12 protein-coding genes are annotated in these 19,265 nt (G+C 70.2%); 5 read left to right on the plus strand and 7 right to left on the minus strand.

Translation table 11 applies throughout. The annotated features are described in order from the left end of the window. The first annotated feature begins 386 nt into the window (after nucleotides 1-386). Both K8556_RS32340 and K8556_RS32345 read left to right on the plus strand, forming a co-directional pair. Nucleotides 387-1,148 carry a phosphatidylinositol 4-kinase gene (locus K8556_RS32340; RefSeq protein ID WP_223743967.1) on the plus strand — a complete coding sequence of 254 codons (762 nt, stop codon included), beginning with the start codon at nucleotides 387-389 and terminating at the stop codon, nucleotides 1,146-1,148. After that, entirely contained in the window at nucleotides 1,145-1,972 is an 828-nt protein-coding gene (locus K8556_RS32345; protein ID WP_223743968.1) for a hypothetical protein, read from the plus strand. Before K8556_RS32340 ends, K8556_RS32345 begins: the two co-directional genes overlap by 4 nt. Nucleotides 1,973-2,089: 117 nt before the next feature. Here the strand turns inward: K8556_RS32345 and K8556_RS32350 are convergent, their stop codons facing one another. The 4 genes from K8556_RS32350 to K8556_RS32365 form a co-directional block, all read right to left on the minus strand. Continuing rightward, entirely contained in the window at nucleotides 2,090-3,640 is a 1,551-nt protein-coding gene (locus tag K8556_RS32350) for a DHA2 family efflux MFS transporter permease subunit (RefSeq protein WP_223743969.1), read from the minus strand. Between the two features lie 6 nt (nucleotides 3,641-3,646). Continuing rightward, entirely contained in the window at nucleotides 3,647-4,930 is a 1,284-nt protein-coding gene (locus tag K8556_RS32355; RefSeq protein ID WP_223743970.1) for an HlyD family secretion protein, read from the minus strand. 45 nt (nucleotides 4,931-4,975) lie between these two features. Beyond that, complete coding sequence (locus K8556_RS32360) at nucleotides 4,976-5,482, minus strand: MarR family winged helix-turn-helix transcriptional regulator (RefSeq protein ID WP_223744039.1); 507 nt, start codon at nucleotides 5,480-5,482, stop codon at nucleotides 4,976-4,978. A gap of 129 nt (nucleotides 5,483-5,611) precedes the next feature. Continuing rightward, complete coding sequence (locus tag K8556_RS32365) at nucleotides 5,612-6,706, minus strand: glycerophosphodiester phosphodiesterase family protein (protein ID WP_223743971.1); 1,095 nt, start codon at nucleotides 6,704-6,706, stop codon at nucleotides 5,612-5,614. Nucleotides 6,707-6,744: 38 nt separating this feature from the next. On the opposite strand from K8556_RS32365, the gene K8556_RS32370 reads away from it, so the two are divergent. Next, a complete protein-coding gene (locus K8556_RS32370) occupies nucleotides 6,745-6,981 on the plus strand; it encodes a hypothetical protein (protein WP_223743972.1) in 237 nt (78 codons plus the stop codon). On the opposite strand, the gene K8556_RS32375 is transcribed toward K8556_RS32370, so the two are convergent. After that, on the minus strand, nucleotides 6,982-7,431 hold the full coding sequence (locus K8556_RS32375; protein ID WP_223743973.1) for a nuclear transport factor 2 family protein: 450 nt from the start codon (nucleotides 7,429-7,431) through the stop codon (nucleotides 6,982-6,984). It abuts the gene before it with no gap. After that, the gene (locus K8556_RS32380; RefSeq protein ID WP_223743974.1) at nucleotides 7,412-16,036 is read right to left on the minus strand and encodes a non-ribosomal peptide synthetase/type I polyketide synthase; all 8,625 of its coding nucleotides are present in this window, start codon (nucleotides 16,034-16,036) and stop codon (nucleotides 7,412-7,414) included. Before K8556_RS32380 ends, K8556_RS32375 begins: the two co-directional genes overlap by 20 nt. A gap of 86 nt (nucleotides 16,037-16,122) precedes the next feature. Between K8556_RS32380 and K8556_RS32385 the strand changes: the two genes are divergently transcribed. After that, nucleotides 16,123-16,659 (plus strand): metal-dependent hydrolase, encoded by a 537-nt coding sequence (locus K8556_RS32385; RefSeq protein WP_223743975.1) that lies wholly within the window; start codon nucleotides 16,123-16,125, stop codon nucleotides 16,657-16,659. Nucleotides 16,660-16,691: 32 nt separating this feature from the next. Continuing rightward, entirely contained in the window at nucleotides 16,692-18,455 is a 1,764-nt protein-coding gene (locus tag K8556_RS32390) for a carboxypeptidase regulatory-like domain-containing protein (protein WP_223743976.1), read from the plus strand. A 6-nt stretch (nucleotides 18,456-18,461) separates the two neighbouring features. On the opposite strand, the gene K8556_RS32395 is transcribed toward K8556_RS32390, so the two are convergent. Beyond that, a complete protein-coding gene (locus K8556_RS32395; protein ID WP_223743977.1) occupies nucleotides 18,462-19,262 on the minus strand; it encodes a glutaminyl-peptide cyclotransferase in 801 nt (266 codons plus the stop codon). Between the last annotated feature and the right edge of the window lie 3 nt (nucleotides 19,263-19,265).

Genomic DNA, 19,265 nt, shown 5'->3' on the forward strand with positions numbered 1-19,265 from the left:
CTGCCCCCTCTGCCGCAGGCTCGTCGACGACTCGAACCTGCCGCGCGGCCCCTCACGAATCTGATCAGGTGGTACTAAGACCCATCCCTTGGTGCTATCCCTGGGAAGGTTGCAGCGATTGAATAGGGCGAGTCAGAGCAATGGCTACCGACCGAGAGGTTCGAACAAGTTCTTGCCCCGCCACTAACCCCGGAGTAGGCCCGCAGTGTGAGGAAGCCTTCGCGGGCACGCTCGGCTGGCATCAGTCGGGACCTTGGTCCAGGTCCGTTCGGACCGTGGTCATGTGTGTCCCATAAATGGGACCAGCCCCTATGGGCCTTGAACCGGGGTAGGTGGGACGACGCGGCGCCCAGCAGAGAACTGCGTTGCAGAGGGGAGATTGGCTCGTGACGCCCTCCGGCACAGGTGGGGGCGGCCACCTCTTCGGGAACGCCATTGAGCGCGTCAGTGCCGTGGTCGATGCTCGGGCCGTCGAGGTCGACCACTCTAGCGAGGCGGTGTTCGCCGTCGATGGAAGCGGCCGCAAGTGGGTACGCAAGAAGATGCTCTACACGGGCTGGCAGCCCATTCTCGCCGAGAGCCTCGGGTGGCTCATCGGCCGAGACATCGGTGTCAGGGCCCCCGTAGGGGCGATTTGTGGTTCCGGAGACGAGCTATCCTGGCTGAGTTCCTACGTCCCCAACGCACTCCACTGGCAGCGGAACTATGCTCACTTCGTCCAGAACATCGACGAGTTTGGAGCGATGCTGGCGCTCGACGCGTTGCTCTACAACGCAGACCGCCACGCTAAGAACATCCTGCTCGTCCCAGAACAGGGAGAGGAGAACCTCATCGCATGGTCGATCGATGTAGGGAATGCCCTGGTGGGGCACCCGCAGGACTTCATCGCGCTTGACCTGGGGGTTCCGAAAAAGCCCAATAGTGCCAGGGCCTTACCACTGGAGTTGATGCGGGTTGGGGCCTTCGCTGCGGCAAAGCAGGCGGCCAAACTGGCGAGAACCTCGACGTTAGAGCGCTACGTTACCGAGGCCTGCGAGATTGTCTCCGAGGGGACTGCCCCCTTACTGTTAGAAGCACTTTCCCGCCGAATGGAAAGCGCCGTCGATCTCGTTGAGGAGTACCTGAAGGTTCTCGAAGGCTTCCCATGACCGCCCGGTTCCGACTCGTTCAGTACATGCCGGACCCCTTCGCGGGGACGAAAGTGACCGTTGGGGCGCTCGTTGAGTCGGGCGGCCGAGTGGAGTTGGTGCGCGCGCCGGCACTTCCTGGGCCTGCCTGCATAGGGAGCAGGTCGGCATGGGTGACCATGCAGTTGGTACTCGACGCCCTGTCGGGATGCAGTGAACTCGACGTTCGGTCCGGAGAAGTGAGTTCTCTGGCGGGCCTATCGGAGCCGCGTCGCATTCCTGACGGTGTGGACAATCCAGTTGCATGGGTGGAGTCCTTCGTCCTCCCACAGAAGGGGTTGAGGGAACAGGACACCAAGGACGCCGCTTACCGGCAACGGCGGGAGTCCATGGGGTATCGCTTCTTCGAGCAGTGGCACGTTTCGCAGTTTGTTCGCAGGAAGTTCCACGCAGAGAACCTTCCTGTCCAGTCACCCAAGCAGGGATTGCCTCAGGTCAAGCACCCCATCGCGCACTACGTGCCAGGGGCCTCTGAGCTGTTGCTCATGGAACCCATCGTCGGGACGCGAGCAAAGCTGACCGACGACCTCAAAGGACTCAGTGAGTCCTTTCTGGCCTTTCGCTCTCTGTTCGAGATGGCGAACACTCTGCGGAAGCCGACCTTCATCGTCTACGTCCTGACGGGTGGCTATGAAGGAGCCCTTGCGGAAGCCCAAGACGTGCTCAAGGGGGCTGCCCACGAGATCATCAACGTAGACGACCCCTCTCAGCGCATGCCGTTTCTCCAGCGCATTATGGCCGTGGGACGAACCGGCGGCGACCAAGGCGCACTCGCCCTCCACTGATGACTGCCGGCTCTGACGAATGAGGGGGGCCGCCAGCGGTGGAGGAAGTAAGCGGGGGCGGGGGAACTCGGATGTTGAGCCTCCCCGGAAAGCTCAAGGGGTTATTCGTCTTCCCGATCAGTGCGCGCCTTCCACCTTCACGTTGGGGTCCGCCTTCTGGAGCATGGCCACCAGGATGAGGGCGCAGACGAACAGCGCGGCGAGGATGAGGAAGTTGGCGTTGAAGGCCCGCACCAGCGCCTGCGCGCTGATGCGCTGACTCAAGAGGCCGTAGGCGGCGCCCGTGGGGTTGAGCACGCCCCGGGAGGCCATGGCGCCCGTCATGGAGGCGACCTGCTCCTGGGCCACCTGCCCGTAGACGTCCACGTGCGAGGTGATGGCGGTGACGTTGGCCTGGGTGGAGCGGCTGAGCGCGCTGCTCATCCACGCGGTGCCGATGGAGCCGCCCAGCTCGCGGGTGAGGTTGAAGAGGCCCGCCGCGTTGCCTCGCTGCTCCGGGCGCAGGTTGCTGAGCGCCATCACCGACAGCGGCACGAAGATGAAGCCCAGCGAGCAGGCGCGGATGAACACCGGCGTGATGAGGGTGATTTCATCCACGCGCGTGGTCAGGTGGCCGTTGGTCCACAAGGACAGGCTCACGCCCAGGACGCCGAAGCCGATGAGGAGCCGGCCGTCCACCTTGCCGCCGAACTTGCCGATGAGCGGCATCAGCAGCACCTGGATGGCGCTGCCCTTGAGGAAGATGAGCCCGATGTCCAACGCCTCGTAGCGCATCACCGAGCCGCAGAAGAGGCTGAAGAGGAACGAGCCGGAGAACAGCGCCGTGCCCACCAGGAAGTTCACCCCCGTGGCCGCGGAGTAGGAGCGGTTGGCGAACACGCGCAGGTCCACCACGGGGCTGGGGGTCTCCAGCTCGTGGACGACGAAGGTGATGAGCGCGATGCCGGCGATGACCGCCAGCAGGGTGATGAGCCGGCTGTCGAACCAGTCCTCTCGGTGCCCCTCCTCCAGCACGTACTGGAGGCACGCCATGCCCACGGCGAGCAGCGCGATGCCGTTGCGGTCCACCTTCTCCGTGGACGGCTCGAAGTGGGGCTGCTCGATGGAGCGCCACGCCATGTACGCGGCGAAGAGGCCCACCGGCACGTTGATGAGGAAGATCCAGTGCCAGCTCGCCGCTTCAATGAGGAGCCCGCCCACGGTGGGCCCCAGCAGCGGGCCCGTCACGGCGCCCAGGCCGAAGAGCGCGCCCGCCATGCCGTGCTCCTCGCGCGGGTAGCGGGCGAAGAGGATGGCCTGGGACGTGGGGATGATGGCGCCGCCGCCCATGCCCTGGAGGATGCGGAAGGCCACCAGCGAGGGCAGGTTCCACGACAGGCCGCACAGCACGCTGGCCACCGTGAACAGGAGGATGGAGAAGGTGAAGTACCTCCGGTAGCCGAAGCGGCGCTGCAGCCAGCCCGTCATCGGGATGACCACCACGTTGGCCATCATGTAGCCGGTGGACACCCAGGCGATCTGATCCAACGGCGTGCCGAAGCTCGCGCGGATGTCGCTCAGGGCCACGTTGACGATGGAGATGTCCAGCACGGACATCAGCGCCGCGGCCATGGCCGCGATGGTGATGCCCGCCTTGGAACCTTGGATGACGTCGCGGCGTGCGTCCACGGTGGGTTACTCCGCCTTCCGCGTATCCGCCGCCGCCGACTTCTGGGGCTCCGGCTTCGCGCGGGTGTCCACGGTGACGTAGACGCTCATGCCCGGCTTGATGGGCAGGTCCTTGCGGTCGCCGTCGAAGCGGATGAGCACGGGGATGCGCTGCACGACCTTCACGAAGTTGCCGGACGCGTTGTCCGGCGGCAGCAGGGCGAAGCGCGCGCCGCTGGCGCCCGCGAGGCTGTCCACGTGGCCCTTGAACGCGTGGCTGCCGAAGGCGTCCACCTCCAGCTCCACCGGCTGGCCCGGGCGCATCTCACCGACCTGGTCCTCCTTGAAGTTGGCCACGACCCAGATGTCGTTCTGCGGGACGATGGCCATCAGCGGGCGCTCCGGGCCCACCATCTGCCCCACCTCCACGGTGCGGCGGCTGACCACGCCGTCCACCGGGGCGCGCACCTGCGCGTAGGACACGGCCAGCTCCGAGAGCGTCAGCGCGGCGCGGGTCTGCTTGAGCCGGGCCTCCGCCAGCTTCAGCGCGGCCTGCGCGGCCTGCACCTGCACGGGCGCCGTCTCCGCGGCGCTGAGCTTGCCCTGCGCGGCCTCCAGGCCACCGGAGGAGCTCTGGATGCCGGCCTCCGTGGAGGTCAGCCGCGCGCGCGACTGGTCCAGCGCGGCGCGGGCCTGATCATACGCGGCCTGACGGGCGTCCAGGTCCGCCTGGGCCACGGCGCCCTGCTCGCGCAGTTGCTTGATGCGGCCCAGGTCCGTCTCCGCCAGCTTGAAGCGCGCCTCGGACGCGGTCACGTCCGCGCGGGCCTGGTCCAACGCGGCCTTGGAGGAGCTGATGCCGCTGGAGGCCTGGGTGACGCCGGCGCGGGCCTGCCGCAGGTTGGCGCCCGCGTTGGCCTCCGTGAGGGTGAGCTGGGCCTGGGCGTTGGAGAGCTGGGCCTCCGCGCTCATCACGTCCGCGCGAGCGACCTCCAGGCGCGCGTCCAGGTCCGCGTGGTCCAGCTCCACCACCACGTCACCGGCCTTCACCGTCTGGTTGTCCCGCACCAGCACGCGGGCCACCTGTCCGGCCACGCGCGGGGACACGTTGGCGATGCGGCCCTCCACCTGGGCGTCGTCGGTGGACTCGTGGCCGTGGGTGAGGAGGAAGCGCGTGCCCCCGCCCAGCACCGCCACGCCCACGAGGATGGGCAGCACCTGCTTGGCGCGCGAGCGCTTCGCGGGCTTCGCGACGGCGGGGGCTTCGGGGGTGGGAGCGGCTTCCAGCGAAGGGGCGGTGCGGGTCGTCATGGTTGTTGCTCGGGACGGCGTTGAAGATGGGGTGTGGGAAGAGGCTCAGGGGTCCCGCAGGGCGGGGATGCCGGAGGACACCTTGGCGAGCAGCGCGCGAAGCGTGTCCCGCTCATCCAGGCTCAAGGGAGCCATGAGCGCGGCGATGCGGCGGTAGTGGTCGGGCATCATGCCCAGGATGAACTCGCGGCCCTTCGAGGTGAGCTGCACGGAGTACATGCGCCGGTCCTCGGGGTGATCCGTGCGGGAGATGAAGCCGTCCTTCTCCAGCGTGTCCAACAGGCCGGTGATGGTCGCGCGGCTGCAGCTCGCCAGCTCCGCGAGCTCCGCGGGGCGCAGCGTCTGCCCCGCGTCCTCCGCCGCGAACAACTGCACCAGCACGACGAAGCGCCCGTGGGACACGCCGTGCCGCGCGAAGTGCGCCTCGTAGGCGCCGGTCAAATCGTTGGAGAGCCGCAGCATCGTCAGACACGTCTCGATGGCGCTGGGGTCGAGCGCGGGGAAGCGCTGGGCCAACTGCTTCAGCCGCTCGTACCGGGGCACGAGCTTCATCGGCGTGGCGTTCTTGGGGCGGGAAGGGGTCAAGACGGGCGTCTAGTAAGGCCCCTAACGATTTTGCGCAAGATGATTTCGTCGCCTGACTAAATCCTTGATTTCACGGCCGGGGAGTGGACCGTCTGGCTACTCGGCCGCCTTCACGTCGGCGGCGGTGGGGCGCGTTTCCAGGAGGAGAACAGCGCGGAGCCGGGGGTGTCTGTCCTGCATGGAGCGCACGGCGCGCAGGTCGAAGGACTGCACGTCCACCCTCGGGGCGAGTGCTGCTTCCTGGATGACCCGGGCGACCGCGTCGCCGTGGGCCTCGGCGATGGCTGTCTTCGGAGACGTCCGTTTGAGTTCCACGTTGAAGCGGACGCGGCGGGCGTTCCGGGCGCGGAGCGGGTCGCGGGCTTCATGGGCGGCGTCCGCCTGCTCCGCCGCGAAGGCGAACATCTGGCGCAGGGTGGGGACGGTGTACGGGTCCGGGAGCCCCGCGCGGGCGGCGAAGGCGACGGCCTCCGGGGAGCGGGCGCGGTCGTTCGTCTGTTCGGGGCGGTCCTGGAGCAGCCGGTCGCAGACGAAGGTGGCCTGGAGCCGGGCGACGGTGAGGGTCGCGATGGGGACGGGGGCGGACAGCGGGCTGCCATCCGCGTGACGGCACTTCGTGGGGGACAGGTCCGGGTCGTGGGAGAGCACGGGGACGCCGTCGGCGGTGAGGACGGTGTCCAGCTCCAGCGTGGTCATCCGGTGGTCGAGCGCGGCCTCGAAGGCGGGCAGCGTGTTCTCCGGCCGCAGGTTTCGCGCGCCCCGGTGGCCCTGCGCATCGAAGCGCTTCGGGTCGATGAGCCCGTCCGCGTCCAGCAGGTCCCCGGGGATGCCGTCGCCGTTGGCGTCGAAGTCGCGCACCGCCTGCATCAGGAGGTCCGGCCGGTCGCTGATGATGCCGTCCACGCCGCGCCGGAGCAGGGCCTGCATCGTGGGCAGGTCGTTCACGGTCCAGACGATGACCGGGTGGCCGGCGGCGCGGAGGCGCTCCAGGTCGATGCCGCCTCCGGGCCGCAGCAAAGACACGGATGGAGCGCACGCGGGAGCGTGCGTCCGTGCGTGCGCACGCAAGGTGTCCATGAGGCGCAGCGTGGGGTCGTCCGCGGGCCGGGTGAGGGCGGTCCTGGTGCATCCCCAGGTGAGGCCCGCCAGGAGCACCGCGAGGGCCTGACGGAGGAACGATGCCGTGCGCATGGGCTGCCTTCCCTCCGCGTGTCGGTTAGGAAGCGGAAGTGATGGACGTGAAGGATGCCACCGTGCAGGCAGCGCTGCGTCAGGCGTGTGACGACGCGGGACTCCCGCCGTCCCTGCGGGCCTGCGTGTATCCGCTCTTGAGGGACCCGGAGGGGGAGTGGCCGCCCTGCTGCGGCGGAGGCTGCATGCCGTGCGCGTCCACGCTGGCGGACGTGGCGCTGCGCACGCTGGAGCTGCTGGGCACGCCCCGGCGCTCGCCGCTGCCTCCGGGGTGATCAGCGGTATTTGTGCTCCACCAGCACCTCCGTGCGCGGAAGCGACCAGTGCATCTGGACCATCCGCCACTCGGTGCCCCGGCGCTCGAAGGCGCAGGCCACGCGGATGCCCTCGAAGGTGACGGGCCTGCCGCCCGAGACCAGGGCGATGTCCATCGCGGGCACGGTGAGACAGGCCAGCGTGGAGGGCGCGGCGCCCCCGTGCCAGAGCTGCTCCGAGCGCAGCGTCACGCGGATGTCGCGCAGGCTGCCGAACTGGGTGCGGAAGGAGTGCTCCACGTGATTCCAGCCGATGAAGTGGAGGTTGGAGTGCGTGCCCACGACCACGATGTCCTCGTCGTGCCAGAAGAGCTGGGACAGGGCCTCCAGGCTCCCGCGCTCGTAGGCGTCCACGAACGCGGTGAAGCGCCGTGAGAGCTCCGTCTTCCACTCATCCCGCGTCGAGGTCATCGCGCTCCCCTCCCCTTCCCGCTGTCAGTTGCTCACGGATGAGTCGCGCCACCTCCGCCACATGGGGCTCCTCCATGACGGTGAAGTGGTTGCCGCGCACGTCGTGAGCCTGGAACGCGGCGGTCGTCAGCGCCTTCCACCAGCCCGCCGCGTGCGAGTCCAGCACCGGGTCCCGCTCCGTGGCCCGCAGGTACATGAGCGGCACCGCGTGACGTCCCGGCGCGTAGGCGGCGATGGCCTCGTTGGTGGCGAGCACCACGTCGCGCAGCCGCGTGTCGAGCTCCATGGCCGCCCGCAGCCCGTCCGCCGCGCGCGGGGAAATCTCCTGGAACGCGTCCATGAGCCGGAGCACGTCTCCCACGCTCCGGACGTTCAACCTGCGCGAGTCCTCCACCGTCACCGTGTCGATCTGGATGACGCCCGCCACGGAGTGGCCCCGCTTCAACAGCTCGGCCGCCATCTCGTAGGCGATGACGCCGCCCGAGGAGTGGCCGCCCAGCCAGTAGGGGCCCTGGGGCTGGAACGCCAGCAGCTCGTCCACGTACGCGCGGGCCATCGCCGGCACGTCGCGGTAGAGCACCTCTCCAGGCTCCAGCCCCGACGCGCGGAACGCGTGGACCGGCGTGTCCGCGCCCAACTGCTTCGCCAGCGGCAGGTACGTGTAGACGGTGCCTCCGATGGGCTGCACCAGGAAGAGCGGCGCCCGCCCGCGCCGTCCCTCCTGGAGCACCATCCGGAGCCGCGACTCCTCGCGGAACGGCCTCCCCGTCCGCTCCAGCTCGTCCTGGACCGCGCGCACCCACGCGCCCAGCGTCGGGTGCTCCAGCACCGAGTGCAGCGACAGGCTGACCGACAGCCGCGACTTGACCTCACGGTTGAGCTGCACGACCAGGAGCGACGTGCCGCCCAGCTCGAAGAAGTGGCTGTCCGGCGTCAGCGTGTCCACGCCGAGCAGCTCCTTCCAGAGGGCCTCCATGGAGGCACGGACCTCCTCACGGCTGAGCGGCCGGGGTGCGCTCGTGACCTCAGGCCTCGGCGGTCGTGGCGCCTTCTCCGCCAGGGTGTACCGCTTGCGCTCGAAGGGATAGGTCGGCAGCACCACGCGCCTGCGCGGCCCGCTTCCACGCACCTCGCCCCAGTCCACGGGGAAGCCCGCGGACCAGAGCTGTCCCACGGTCTGGAGCAGGGCCTGTTCATCGCGCGCCGGGGACGGATGCCGGCCGAGCGTGTGCAGCACGAGCCGCTCCCGCCCCGCCCGGGGGTTCAGCAGCGTCAACGCGGAGAGCGTCTGTCCCGGTCCCACCTCCACGAACAACCGCTCGCGGTCCTCCAGCAGCAGCTCCAGCCCCTGGGAGAACCGGACCGTGTGCCGCAGGTGGCGGGCCCAGTACGTGCGGTCGTGCGCGTCGTCCGCGGTCAGCCACGTGCCCGTGACGTTGGAGATGAGGGGAATGGCCGGAGACTTCGGGCGCATCGACCGGGCCAGGTCCGTGAGCGGCTGCATCGCGGGCTCCACGAGCGCGGAGTGGAACCCGCTCGCGTTCGGCAGGCGCTTCGTCCTCACGCCCCGCTCCCGCAGCCGCGCCGCGAAGTCCTCCACCGCCTCCAGCGCCCCGGACACCACGCACTGCCCGGGCCCGTTGACCGCGGCCAGGGACAGCCCGGGCGGCAGCTCCTGCGTGAGCACGGCCTCCGACAGCGGCACGGCCAGCATGCCGGAAGGCGGCAGTGCGTCGCAGAGACGGCCGCGCAGCGCGACCAGCGACACGGCCTGCTCCAGCGACAGGACGCCGGAGAGGCACGCGGCGGTGTATTCGCCCAGGCTGTGCCCCAGGAGGCTCGTCGGGTGGAGTCCCCAGGCGCCCAGCAGCCGCGACAGCGCGTACTCCGTCGTGAAGATGGCGGCCATGCCCAGCGAGGGCAACCGCAGCGCCTCCTCCTCCGGTGCTCCGCGCTCGCCGGTGAGCAGCGCGGCGCGCAGGCCCCGCTCCAGCTCCGGGCCGAAGAGCGCGGCGCATGCGTCGAAGGCTTCGCGATACGCCGGGGCGCGCCGGTACCACGCCGCGCCCATGCCCACCTCCTGCGTGCCCGTCCCCGGGAACAGGAAGCACACCTCCGGCAGCGGGGACGAAGCGGGCTGCACGGGCTCGTCCCGCCGGAGCATGGCGATGGCCTCCGCGGGGGTCTCGCACGCGATGGCGCGCCGGTATCCGAACGCCGTCCGCCCTTCCTGCAACGTGTACGCGACGTCCGCCAGGGGTTGCCCGGGGTGCCGCTCCAGATGATCCGCGAGCCGCCGTGAGGCCGCGCCCAGCGCCTCACCGCTCCGCGCCGAGAGCACCAGCACCTCCGCCGCCGGGCTCGCGGCGACAGGGGGCTGGGGGCGTGCCTCCTCGAGGACGACGTGCGCGTTCGTTCCGCCAATGCCAAACGCGCTGACGCCCGCGAGCCGAGGGAACCCCTCGGGCAGGGACCACGGCCGCCCTTCGCGGCTCACGACGAACGGGGAGCGCTCCAGGCCGGCTTCGGGGTGGGGCTGCTCGAAGTGGACGGTGCCCGGGAGGAAGCGGTGCTCCAGGGCCAGCGTCGTCTTGATCAACCCCGCCACCCCCGCCGCCGAGTCCAGGTGCCCCACGTTGCTCTTGAGCGCGCCCAGGACCACCACGGGCTCCGACGCCTCCCGCGCTCCGAAGGCGAGCCGCAGCGCCTGGACCTCCAGCGGGTCGCCCAGCGGCGTCGCCGTGCCGTGCGCCTCGACGTAGGTGATGTCGCGAGCGGCCACGCCCGCGTCGGCGTGGGCTCGCGTGATGACGTCGCGCTGGCCCTCCACGCTCGGGGCGGTGAAGCCGACCTTGGCGTCTCCGTCGTTGTTGATGGCCGAGCCCCGGATGACGGCATGGATGGCATCTCCATCCCGCAGCGCATCCTCCAAACGCTTGAGCACCACGATGCCCACGCCGCTGGAGGGCACCGTCCCCTGCCCCTTCGCGTCGAAGGGACGGCAGTGTCCATCCGGAGAGGTGATGCCGCCGGCCTCGTGGAGGTAGCCGGACGGACCGGACGCGAAGAGGGAGATGCCGCCCGCCAGGGCCACGTCGGACTCGCCGGCCCGCAGGCTCTGGCAGGCCAGGTGCACGGCCACCAGGGACGTGGAGCAGGCGGTCTGCACCGTGAGCGCGGGCCCGCGCAGGCCCAGTTGATACGCCGTCGCGGTGGCGAGGAACTGCCACGGGTTGCCCAGGATGGACCGGTATGCGTCCGAGGCCACGGAGAGAGAGCGGAAGCGCGGCAGCACCTGGTCCAGCCAGTAGCGCGGCACTCCCGAGCCCGCGAACAGCCCCGCCTTGCCGGGCAGCCGCTTCGGGTCGTAGCCCGCCGCTTCGAGCGCCTCCCACGCGCACTCCAGGAACACGCGGAGCTGCGGATCCATCAGCCGCGCGTCCAGGGGGCTGTAGCCGAAGAAGGCGGCGTCGAAGGACTCGACGTCCTCCAGCAGCCCGGAGGCCCGGACGTAGGCGGGGTCTTCCAAAAGCTGGGGGTCCTCGCCCGCGGCGAGCAGCGTCTCCCGGCTGAAGCGGGACAAGCCCTCACGGCCCTCCACCAGCAGCGTCCACAGCGCCTCGACGCTGGGAGCCCCCGGGAACCGCCCCGCCGTGCCGATGATGGCGATGGGCTCCGAGGAGCGCACGGGGCTCCGCGGGGGCTCCGGCGTCACCGCAGACACGGTGGGGTCCGCGTCCAGGTGCCGCGCGAGGGATTCGAGGGTCGGGAACTGGAACAGCGTGGCCATGCTCACGCGGAGGCCCAGCTCCGAGGCCAGCGCGGACTGGACCCGCGCGAGCAGCAGCGAGTTCCCGCCCGCGTCGAAGAACCCCTGCTGCCTGCCGACGCGCTCCACGCCGAGGATCCGGCACCAGATGCGCTCCAGTGCCTTCTCACGCTCCGTGGACGCGGGAGCTTCGGGAGCAGCCCGGGCGTTGGCGGAAGGCAACGGCAGCGCGTTACGGTCGAGCTTCCCCGTGGGTCCCAGCGGGAACGCCTCCAGCAGCACCCACTCCCGGGGGACCATGTGCGGGGGAAGCGTTTCGCCCAGCGCCTCCTTGAACGAAGGCGTCACGGTGGCGTCCCGGGGGATGACGTAGCCCACCAGGTGCCGCTCTCCCGCGAGCAGCCGGGGTTCGACCACGGCGTCCCGGACGTCGGGGTGCTTGCGCAACGCGGCTTCGATTTCCCCCAACTCGATGCGGAAGCCGCGCAGCTTGAGCTGGCGGTCGGACCGCCCGTGGAAGTCGATGCCCCCGTCCGGGCGACGGCTCGCGAGGTCTCCGCTCTTGTAGAGGCGCGCTCCCGGCTCCGCGCTGAAGGGATGGGGGATGAAGCGCTCCGCGTCCAGCTCGGGGCGGTGCAGGTAGCCGTGCGCCAGCCCCTTGCCCCCGATGTAGAGCGCGCCGCGCACGCCCACGGGGACCGGCGTCAGGGTCTCATCCAGCAGGTAGACCTCGTAACCCGGCAGGGGCGTCCCGATGGAGTACGGGCCCCTGCCGGCCACGCACTCCCCGGCCGTCGTGAAGACCGTGGCCTCGGTGGGCCCGTAGACCTGGATGAACCGGCGGCCCGGGGCCCACGTGTCCACGAGCCGCGCGGGGAGCTCCTCGCCTCCAATCACCAGCACCTTCAGGTCCGGAAGCGCCCGCCACGCCATGGAGGCCAGCGCTGACGGAGTGCACATCGCGGTGTGGATGCGCCGGGTCTCCAGGAAGTTCGCCAGCTCCTCACCGGCGGCCAGGTCCTCCTGGGCCATGAGGTACAGCGTGGCGCCGGAGGAGAGCGTCGGGAAGATCTCCGCGACGGAGAAGTCGAAGCCGTAGCGCGCGCACTGCGCCACGCGCTGGCCCGGTGCGAAGCCGAAGTCCGAGGCCACGGTCTCCGTCAGGTGCACCGCGCTCCGGTGGCTGATGCACACGCCCTTGGGCTGTCCCGTGGAGCCCGAGGTGTAGATGACATACGCGAGGTCCTCCCCGGTGACGTGGACCCGGGGCGTGTCCTCCGGGCCGCCGCGCACCTGCTCCAGCGCGACCACCGGGACGCCCGCGCCGTCCATGAGCGCGAGCGTCGCCTCCCGCGCGAGGATGAGCCTCAGCCCCGCGTCCCGCGCCGTGAACTCCAGCCGCGCCCTGGGATAGGCGGGGTCCAACGGCACGTAGGCCGCGCCCGCCTTCAGCGTCCCCAGCAGCGCGATGATCAGCTCGAAGGAGCGCTGGACACAGACGCCCACGAAGTCTCCAGGCCGGATGCCCTGGGAGATGAGGTGATGGGCCAGCCGGTTCGCCGCCGCGTCCAGCGCCCGGTAGCTCAAGGACCGCCCCTGGAAGACGAGGGCCGGCGCGTCCGGCGTGCGCTCCACCCGGGCCTCGAACGGCTGGTGCAGACAGGCCGCGTGCGACTCGTCCCGCACGGGTCCATGGGCCCAGGCGAGCACCTGTGACTGCTCCGCCTCCGAGAGCATCGGCAACGCCGAGACCACCTGCTCCGCGTCGTGCGAGGCCTCGCGCAGCAGCGTCACGAAGTGCTGGCCCATCTGGTGGACCATCCACGGCTCGAAGAGGTCCAGCGCGTACTCCCACCGCACGGACATGCCGTCGGGCCGCTCGTCCAGTTCGATGGAGAGGTCGAGCTTCGACGTCCCCGTGTCGATGTCGTGGGGCTCCACCCGCCAGTCGGACGCCGGCACCGCGATGCGCGGCTCCAGCGTGCAGCTCACCTGGAACAGCGGGTTGGCGCCGGGGATGCGCGCCGGGTTCACCGCCTCCACGATGCGCGGGAATGGCGCGTCCTGATGTTCGAGCGCCTCCAGGCAGACGCGGCGGCCCTGCTCCAGCAGTCCCCGGACGGTCAGCCCCTCGGAGAAGCGCAGCCGCAGCGGCAGCAGGTTCACGAAGTGTCCGGAGATGGCCCGCGCCTCCTCGCGGCTCCGCCCGGAGAAGGCACCTCCGACGATGAGGTCGTCCGCTCCGGAGTAGCGGTGCAGCAACGCGCCGAACACGGACAGCAGCGTCATGAAGAGCGAGGCGTCCTCGCCGCGCCCCAGCGCCTTCACGGACTCCAGGAGGTCCCCGGGGATTCGCACGACGTGCTTGCCCCCGCGGAAGCTCGGGACCTGCGGGCGGGGATGCTGCGTGGGCAGCTCCAGGTGCGGAGCCCCCGCGAGCGCCTGCTTCCACCACTCCAGGTGCGGTGCGATGGCCTCCCGGTAGCGGGCCCCCTGCTGCCAGACGGCGGCGTCGCCGTACTGGAGCGGCAGGGGCGGCGGCGCAGGTGCGTCCGCCAGATAGAACCGGTGCAGCTCCTGGAGGAACGCCGCCATCGTGAAGCCATCCACGATGAGGTGGTGCATCACCAGGGCGAGGCGGCTCTCCGTCGCGCTCAAGCGCATCCACGTCGCACGCAGCAGCGGCCCGTGCTCCAGGTCGAAGGGCTCACGCGCCTCCTGGGTGGCCAACTGCGACGCCTTCGCGCTGCGCAGGCTCCCAGGGACGGCGTGCAGGTCCACGCGCCGCAGGTGGAACGGCATGTCCGGATGCACGCGCTGGAACGGACCGTCCGGCGTGGAGCCGAAGGTCGTCCGCAGCACCTCATGCCGGGCGATGAGTGAACGGAACGCCCGCTCCAGCGCGTCAGGCTGGAGGTCACCGGGCAGGTACAGCGTGAAGGGCTCGTTGTAGACGGCGCTCCGGGGCGCCAGTTGCTCCAGGAGCCACAGTTGCCGCTGGGAGTCGGACAGGGGCAGGGGCCGCGTCCGGTCCACCGGGACGATGGGGGGCACGTCGATGCTCCGGCCCGCGCCCCGTGCCGACTCCACCCACCGCGCCAGCTCCGCGATGCTCGGGCTGTCGAAGAGTGTCCGCACCGGGAGGCGGACCGACACCGCCTGCTCCAGCCGCTCGATGAAGCGGATCGCGAGCAGCGAGTCCCCGCCCGACTCCATGAAGCGATCCTGTGTGCCGGCCTGCTGCGTCCCCAGGACCTCCGACCAGACGCGAGTGATCTCCTGCTCCAGCAGCGTGCGCGGTGCATCACCCTCCCCCGAGCCGAAGCGCGGCGCCGGAAGCCGCGAGGTGTCCACCTTGCCGCTGGAGTTGAGCGGCATGGCGTCCAGCGCCACGAGCGCATGCGGGAGCATGAAGTCCGGCAGCTTCGCCCCCAGGTACGCGCGCAGCTCCGCGTCCTCCACCCCGCGCGGTGAGACATACGCGACGAGCCGCTTGTCGCCCGGGGAGACCTCGTGCACGCGGACCACGGCGTCACCGACCCGCGGGTGGGTGCGCAGGACGCTCTCGATCTCCGCCAGCTCGACCCGCGCGCCGCGGATCTTCACCTGGTGGTCCACCCGCCCCAGGAACTCCAGGTTGCCGTCCTGGAGCCACCGCGCCCGGTCTCCGGTCCGGTACATCCGCGCCCCGGGCACGCCGCTGAACGGATCCGGCGGGAACCGCTCGCCGGTGAGGGCGGGCCGGTTCAGGTAGCCCCGCGCGAGCCCCTCGCCGCCCAGGTACAGCTCCCCCACTTCGCCCACGGACAGCGCCTTCCCCGCGTCGTCCAGGACATGCAGTTGGAGCCCCGCGAGCGGCCTGCCGATGGGGATGGCCACGCCCGGCGCCGGAGGCACGAGGAGCTCGTACGCCGTCGCGGAGGTGGTGCACTCCGTGGGCCCATAGCTGTTGAGCAGCCGCTGGGGCCTTCCGTGCGCCATGACTCGCGCCACCCACTTGGGGTCCAGCACGTCACCGCCCACCATGAGGACGCGGAGCCCGCCGAACGCGTCCGGGATGGCCGCGGCCAGTTGATGGAACAGCGACGTGCTCAGCACGGCGGCGGAGATGGCATCCCGCTGGAGCGTCGCCGCGAGGAGCGGAGGCGACAGCAGCGTCTCCCGTGAAACCAGACACAGCGTCGCGCCGTTCAGCAGCGCGCCCCAGACCTCCAGCGTCGAGGCATCGAAGGCATACGACGCGGCCTGGAGCACGCGGTCCTCGCGCCGGAAGCCCATGAAGCCCGCGTCCAGCACCAGCCGCGCCACGCCCCGGTGCGGGATGCACACCCCCTTGGGCCTCCCCGTGGAGCCGGACGTGTAGAGCACATACGCCAGTGAGTCCGGCCCCGCGCCGCCCTTCACGTCCACGGCATCCTGTTCCTCCAGGGGTTCATCCGGAGCGGGAGGCTCGACGACGTGCCCCTGGAAGCGCAGCCCCTGGGCGGCCTCGCGCCGTCCGACGAGGACCCGCATCCCGGAGTCCTGCATCATCGCGGCGAGCCGCTCCTGGGGATGGCCCGGGTCCAGGGGGAGATAGGCGCCCCCTGCCTTCAGGATGCCCAGCACTCCCACCACCGTCTCCGGTGTGCGGTCAGCGAGGATGCCCACGGGCTGGTCGGGCCCCACGCCGAGCGCCTGGAGCCGCCGCGCCAGCCGGTTCGCGCGCTGGTTGAGCGTGTCATAGCGGAGCACACCGCCTTCGAAGTGCAGTGCCACGGCCTCGGGTGTGGCGCGTGCGTGTGCTTCAAACAGCGTGGCGATGTCCCGCCGCGGGTGCGCGGAGATGGAATTCATGATGAGTCATTGCCCCCCATTTCCTCAACGTATTGCCCCGGGAACCTTCGCCGTGGGCCCGGACTGCCGTACGCTAGTGCACACCCATGAATCCCATCGTCCACGCCGAGGTGTCCTGGCTCCTCGCCCAAGGCCTGCGCGAACGGCGTGACCGCGTCCTGGTCACCTGCGCGGGACTCGCGCCGGATCTGGATGGTTTGTCATTGCTGGCGGGTGAAGAGTTTTATTCGCGTTATCACCACGTGATTTTCCATGGCTACGTGGGAGCGCTCGTCACCCTGGCGGTGTGTACGGCGTTGGCGAGGCAAAGGGCAGCCGTGGCCCTGCTGTCGGTGGCTGCCTTCCACGGGCATCTGCTGTGCGACCTCGCCGGCAGCGGGCCCGGCTGGCCCATCCACTACCTGTGGCCGCGAAGCATGGAGCCGTGGTCGTGGTCCGGGCAGTGGGACCTGGCCTCCTGGCAGAACACGCTCATCGGGCTGGCCGCGACGCTGGCGTGTCTGGCGTGCGCCCTGCCCTTCCGGAGGACCGCGCTGGAATTGCTGTCACCGCGCTGGGACGCGGAGGTGGTCCGGACCGTGCGGCGGCGCTTTTCCAGACAGGCCGATTCGCAAGCCCATTGAGATGAAAGCAGACGCCGCCCCAGAATGCGGCCATGGGCTTGCTGGGGCTGGGAGTGCTGCTCGTGGGGGTGCTGGGCGCGGCCGTGGAGGCGGAGGACACCACGGTCACCGTCTATAAAGACCGGACGCTCGTGGAGCGGACCACCCTCGTGAACCTGGCTGGCACGGAGCGCGTCGTGTGGCCGCTCCTGATGGGCAAGCTGGAGGCCTCTTCCGTGCGCGTGCAGGCGGAAGGCGCCGAGGTCCAGCGCGTCGAACTTCGCCCCACCTACGTGCCCGCCTTCACCGCCGAGGAGGTCCGCGCGGCAATCGAAGCCGTGGGGCCTCCCCGCTCCTCCGCGGATGAGGAGTTTTCGCCTCCCATGGACTGGTACCGGGCCGCGGCGCATGCCGAAGCCCTGGCCACCCGGCCTTCGCCTTCCGCGCTGGAGGTGGCCGCCATGTTGAAGGGAACAGGCGCCGCGAGGGTGGTGCTGAGCTACTTCCTGCCAGCCGTCAAAAGCAAATACCTCCCCGCCCTCTCCGTGCGAAGTCAAGACTCCCAGGTGGAGGCGGAGTTCCGGGGGCAGATCTTCCAGAATACAGGCGCCGACTGGAACGAAGCCCTCTTCCACTTCGCTCCTGGACAATCCAGTCCCGTCTTCGACGCTCCCCGACCCACTCCGGTGTGGCTCGACCAGCCGGATGCGCTGGAGGAGGAGTCAGCGCAACGCCGCCAGATGTTCGGCGCCATCGGGTACTCCACCGCGCCCATCTGGGCCCATCCGGAGTCCCGCCAGCCGGAGGCCCCTCCCACGGTCCTCACCGGAACGGTCCTGGACGTGAACACGGGAGCGCCACTGAAGGATGTGGTGGTCAACGTCTTCTCCGAACACCTCCGGACTGACGTGTTCACGTTCACGGACGTCCGGGGTGAGTACCGCATCACCGATCTGCCACCTGCGTCCGCGGGCTACAGGCTGTCCTTCCAGCGCGAGGACGTCAGGCCCTGGATGCGCGAACGGATGGACATTCCCCGAGCCAGCACCGTGCGAGTCGATGTGCGACTCTGGACCGGAGCGGGGCCGGATCCGGAGCCGCCTCCGCCCCCTTCGCGAGAGTCCCAGGGCGGGTGTGGTCCCAACGCGATACGGCTGGACCCCGTGTTCATGGACTTCGTCATGACGAACATCGGTCAGCCCGAGCCCGCGACCATCCCTCCGCCCCGGGACTTCGCGCGACTGGCGGCTCCCGTCCACGGCGCCCCCTGGGTTCCGGATTGGCGTCTCACGGTTCCGGGGCGGCAAACCCTGCGGGACCGGACCGCGCCCCGCTTCCCGCTGTTCACGGAGACCTGGCCCATGACCGTCCACCGCCAGGTCTTTCCCGCGCAGGACACCGCCACCTATCTCGTCGCGGAAGTCCATGCCTCGCCGACCCGCGAGCTGATCATGCATGAGTGGGTCCCGCTGGCCGTGGACGGACAGCCCCACAAATCCGTGAAGCTGTTACCCCTGGGGCAGGGAAGCACCTTCACCCTCCCGCTCGGCACCGACCCGAAGGTCCGCGCGGTGAGGACCGTGCAACGCGCTCCCGTGGAGTGGCATTCGCGCGAGGTCCACGACGTCACCGTGCGGGTGCCCAACCCGTATCCCGTGCCCATGAGCGTGCGCGTGCTGGACACCTGGCCGAAGGGAAGCCGGCTCGTCCGCGCCACGCCCGGCGTCCAGCGGGATGACGCCACGGGAGGCCTGACGTGGGACCTGAAGGTGCCACCGGCCAGCACGGGCACCGTGTCCTTCCGCTACTCGCGCTGACGCGGGCTACGGCGTGGCGGCGGGCGCCAGCGTCACCTCGAAGAGGTCGGGCCACAGCTTGCCGGTGAGGAACAGGCGGCCGGTGCCGGGCTCCAGCGCGATGCCGTTGAGCACCGCTTCGTAGCTGCGCACCCGGCCGCTCACCGCCCGCGCCAGCGCCGACGCGTCGATGACCGCCAGCACGCGGCCCGTGGCGTAATCAATCTTGAGGATGTTGTTGGAATGCCAGACGTTGGCGTAGACGCCGTCCTCCGCGCACTCCAGCTCGTTGAGCATCTCTTGCGGCGCGCCCTGCGCCGTCACCTGCACCTGGGACTTCACGTGGAAGTCCTTCGGGTCGTGGAAGCGCAGCGTGGCCGTGCCGTCGCTGCGCACCAACTGGCCCCGCCAGTAGCACAGGCCCCAGCCCTCGCCGTCGTACTCCACCTGCTGCTCCTGCGCGGGCGGGGCGCCGTTCCACACGAAGAGTGTCTCGTCCTGCCAGGTGAGCTGGTACAGCCGCTCGCCGTCGCTCGCGAGCCCCTCCGGGAACACGTCCGGCAGGGACTGCCTCCACAGCGGCGCCGCCTGCTCCAAGGAGATGCGGCGCAGGTCGCCCTTCTCACCGGTGCTCTCGTAGAGCTGGCCCTGGTGGAACTGGAGCCCCTGCGTGAAGGCCGTGGGGTCGTGCGGATAGGTGTGGACGATGCTCGCCACCAGCCGCTGGGGCCTTGCCTCCGGAGCGCCCGCGTCCGGCGTCTGGCGCTGCGTGGGCGCGCATGCCAGGGACAGGAGCGACAACGACAGGGACCAGGGGAGGCGGCGCATGGG

The organism is Corallococcus sp. AS-1-12 (genome assembly GCF_020036995.1).
Taxonomy (GTDB): Bacteria; Myxococcota; Myxococcia; order Myxococcales; family Myxococcaceae; genus Corallococcus.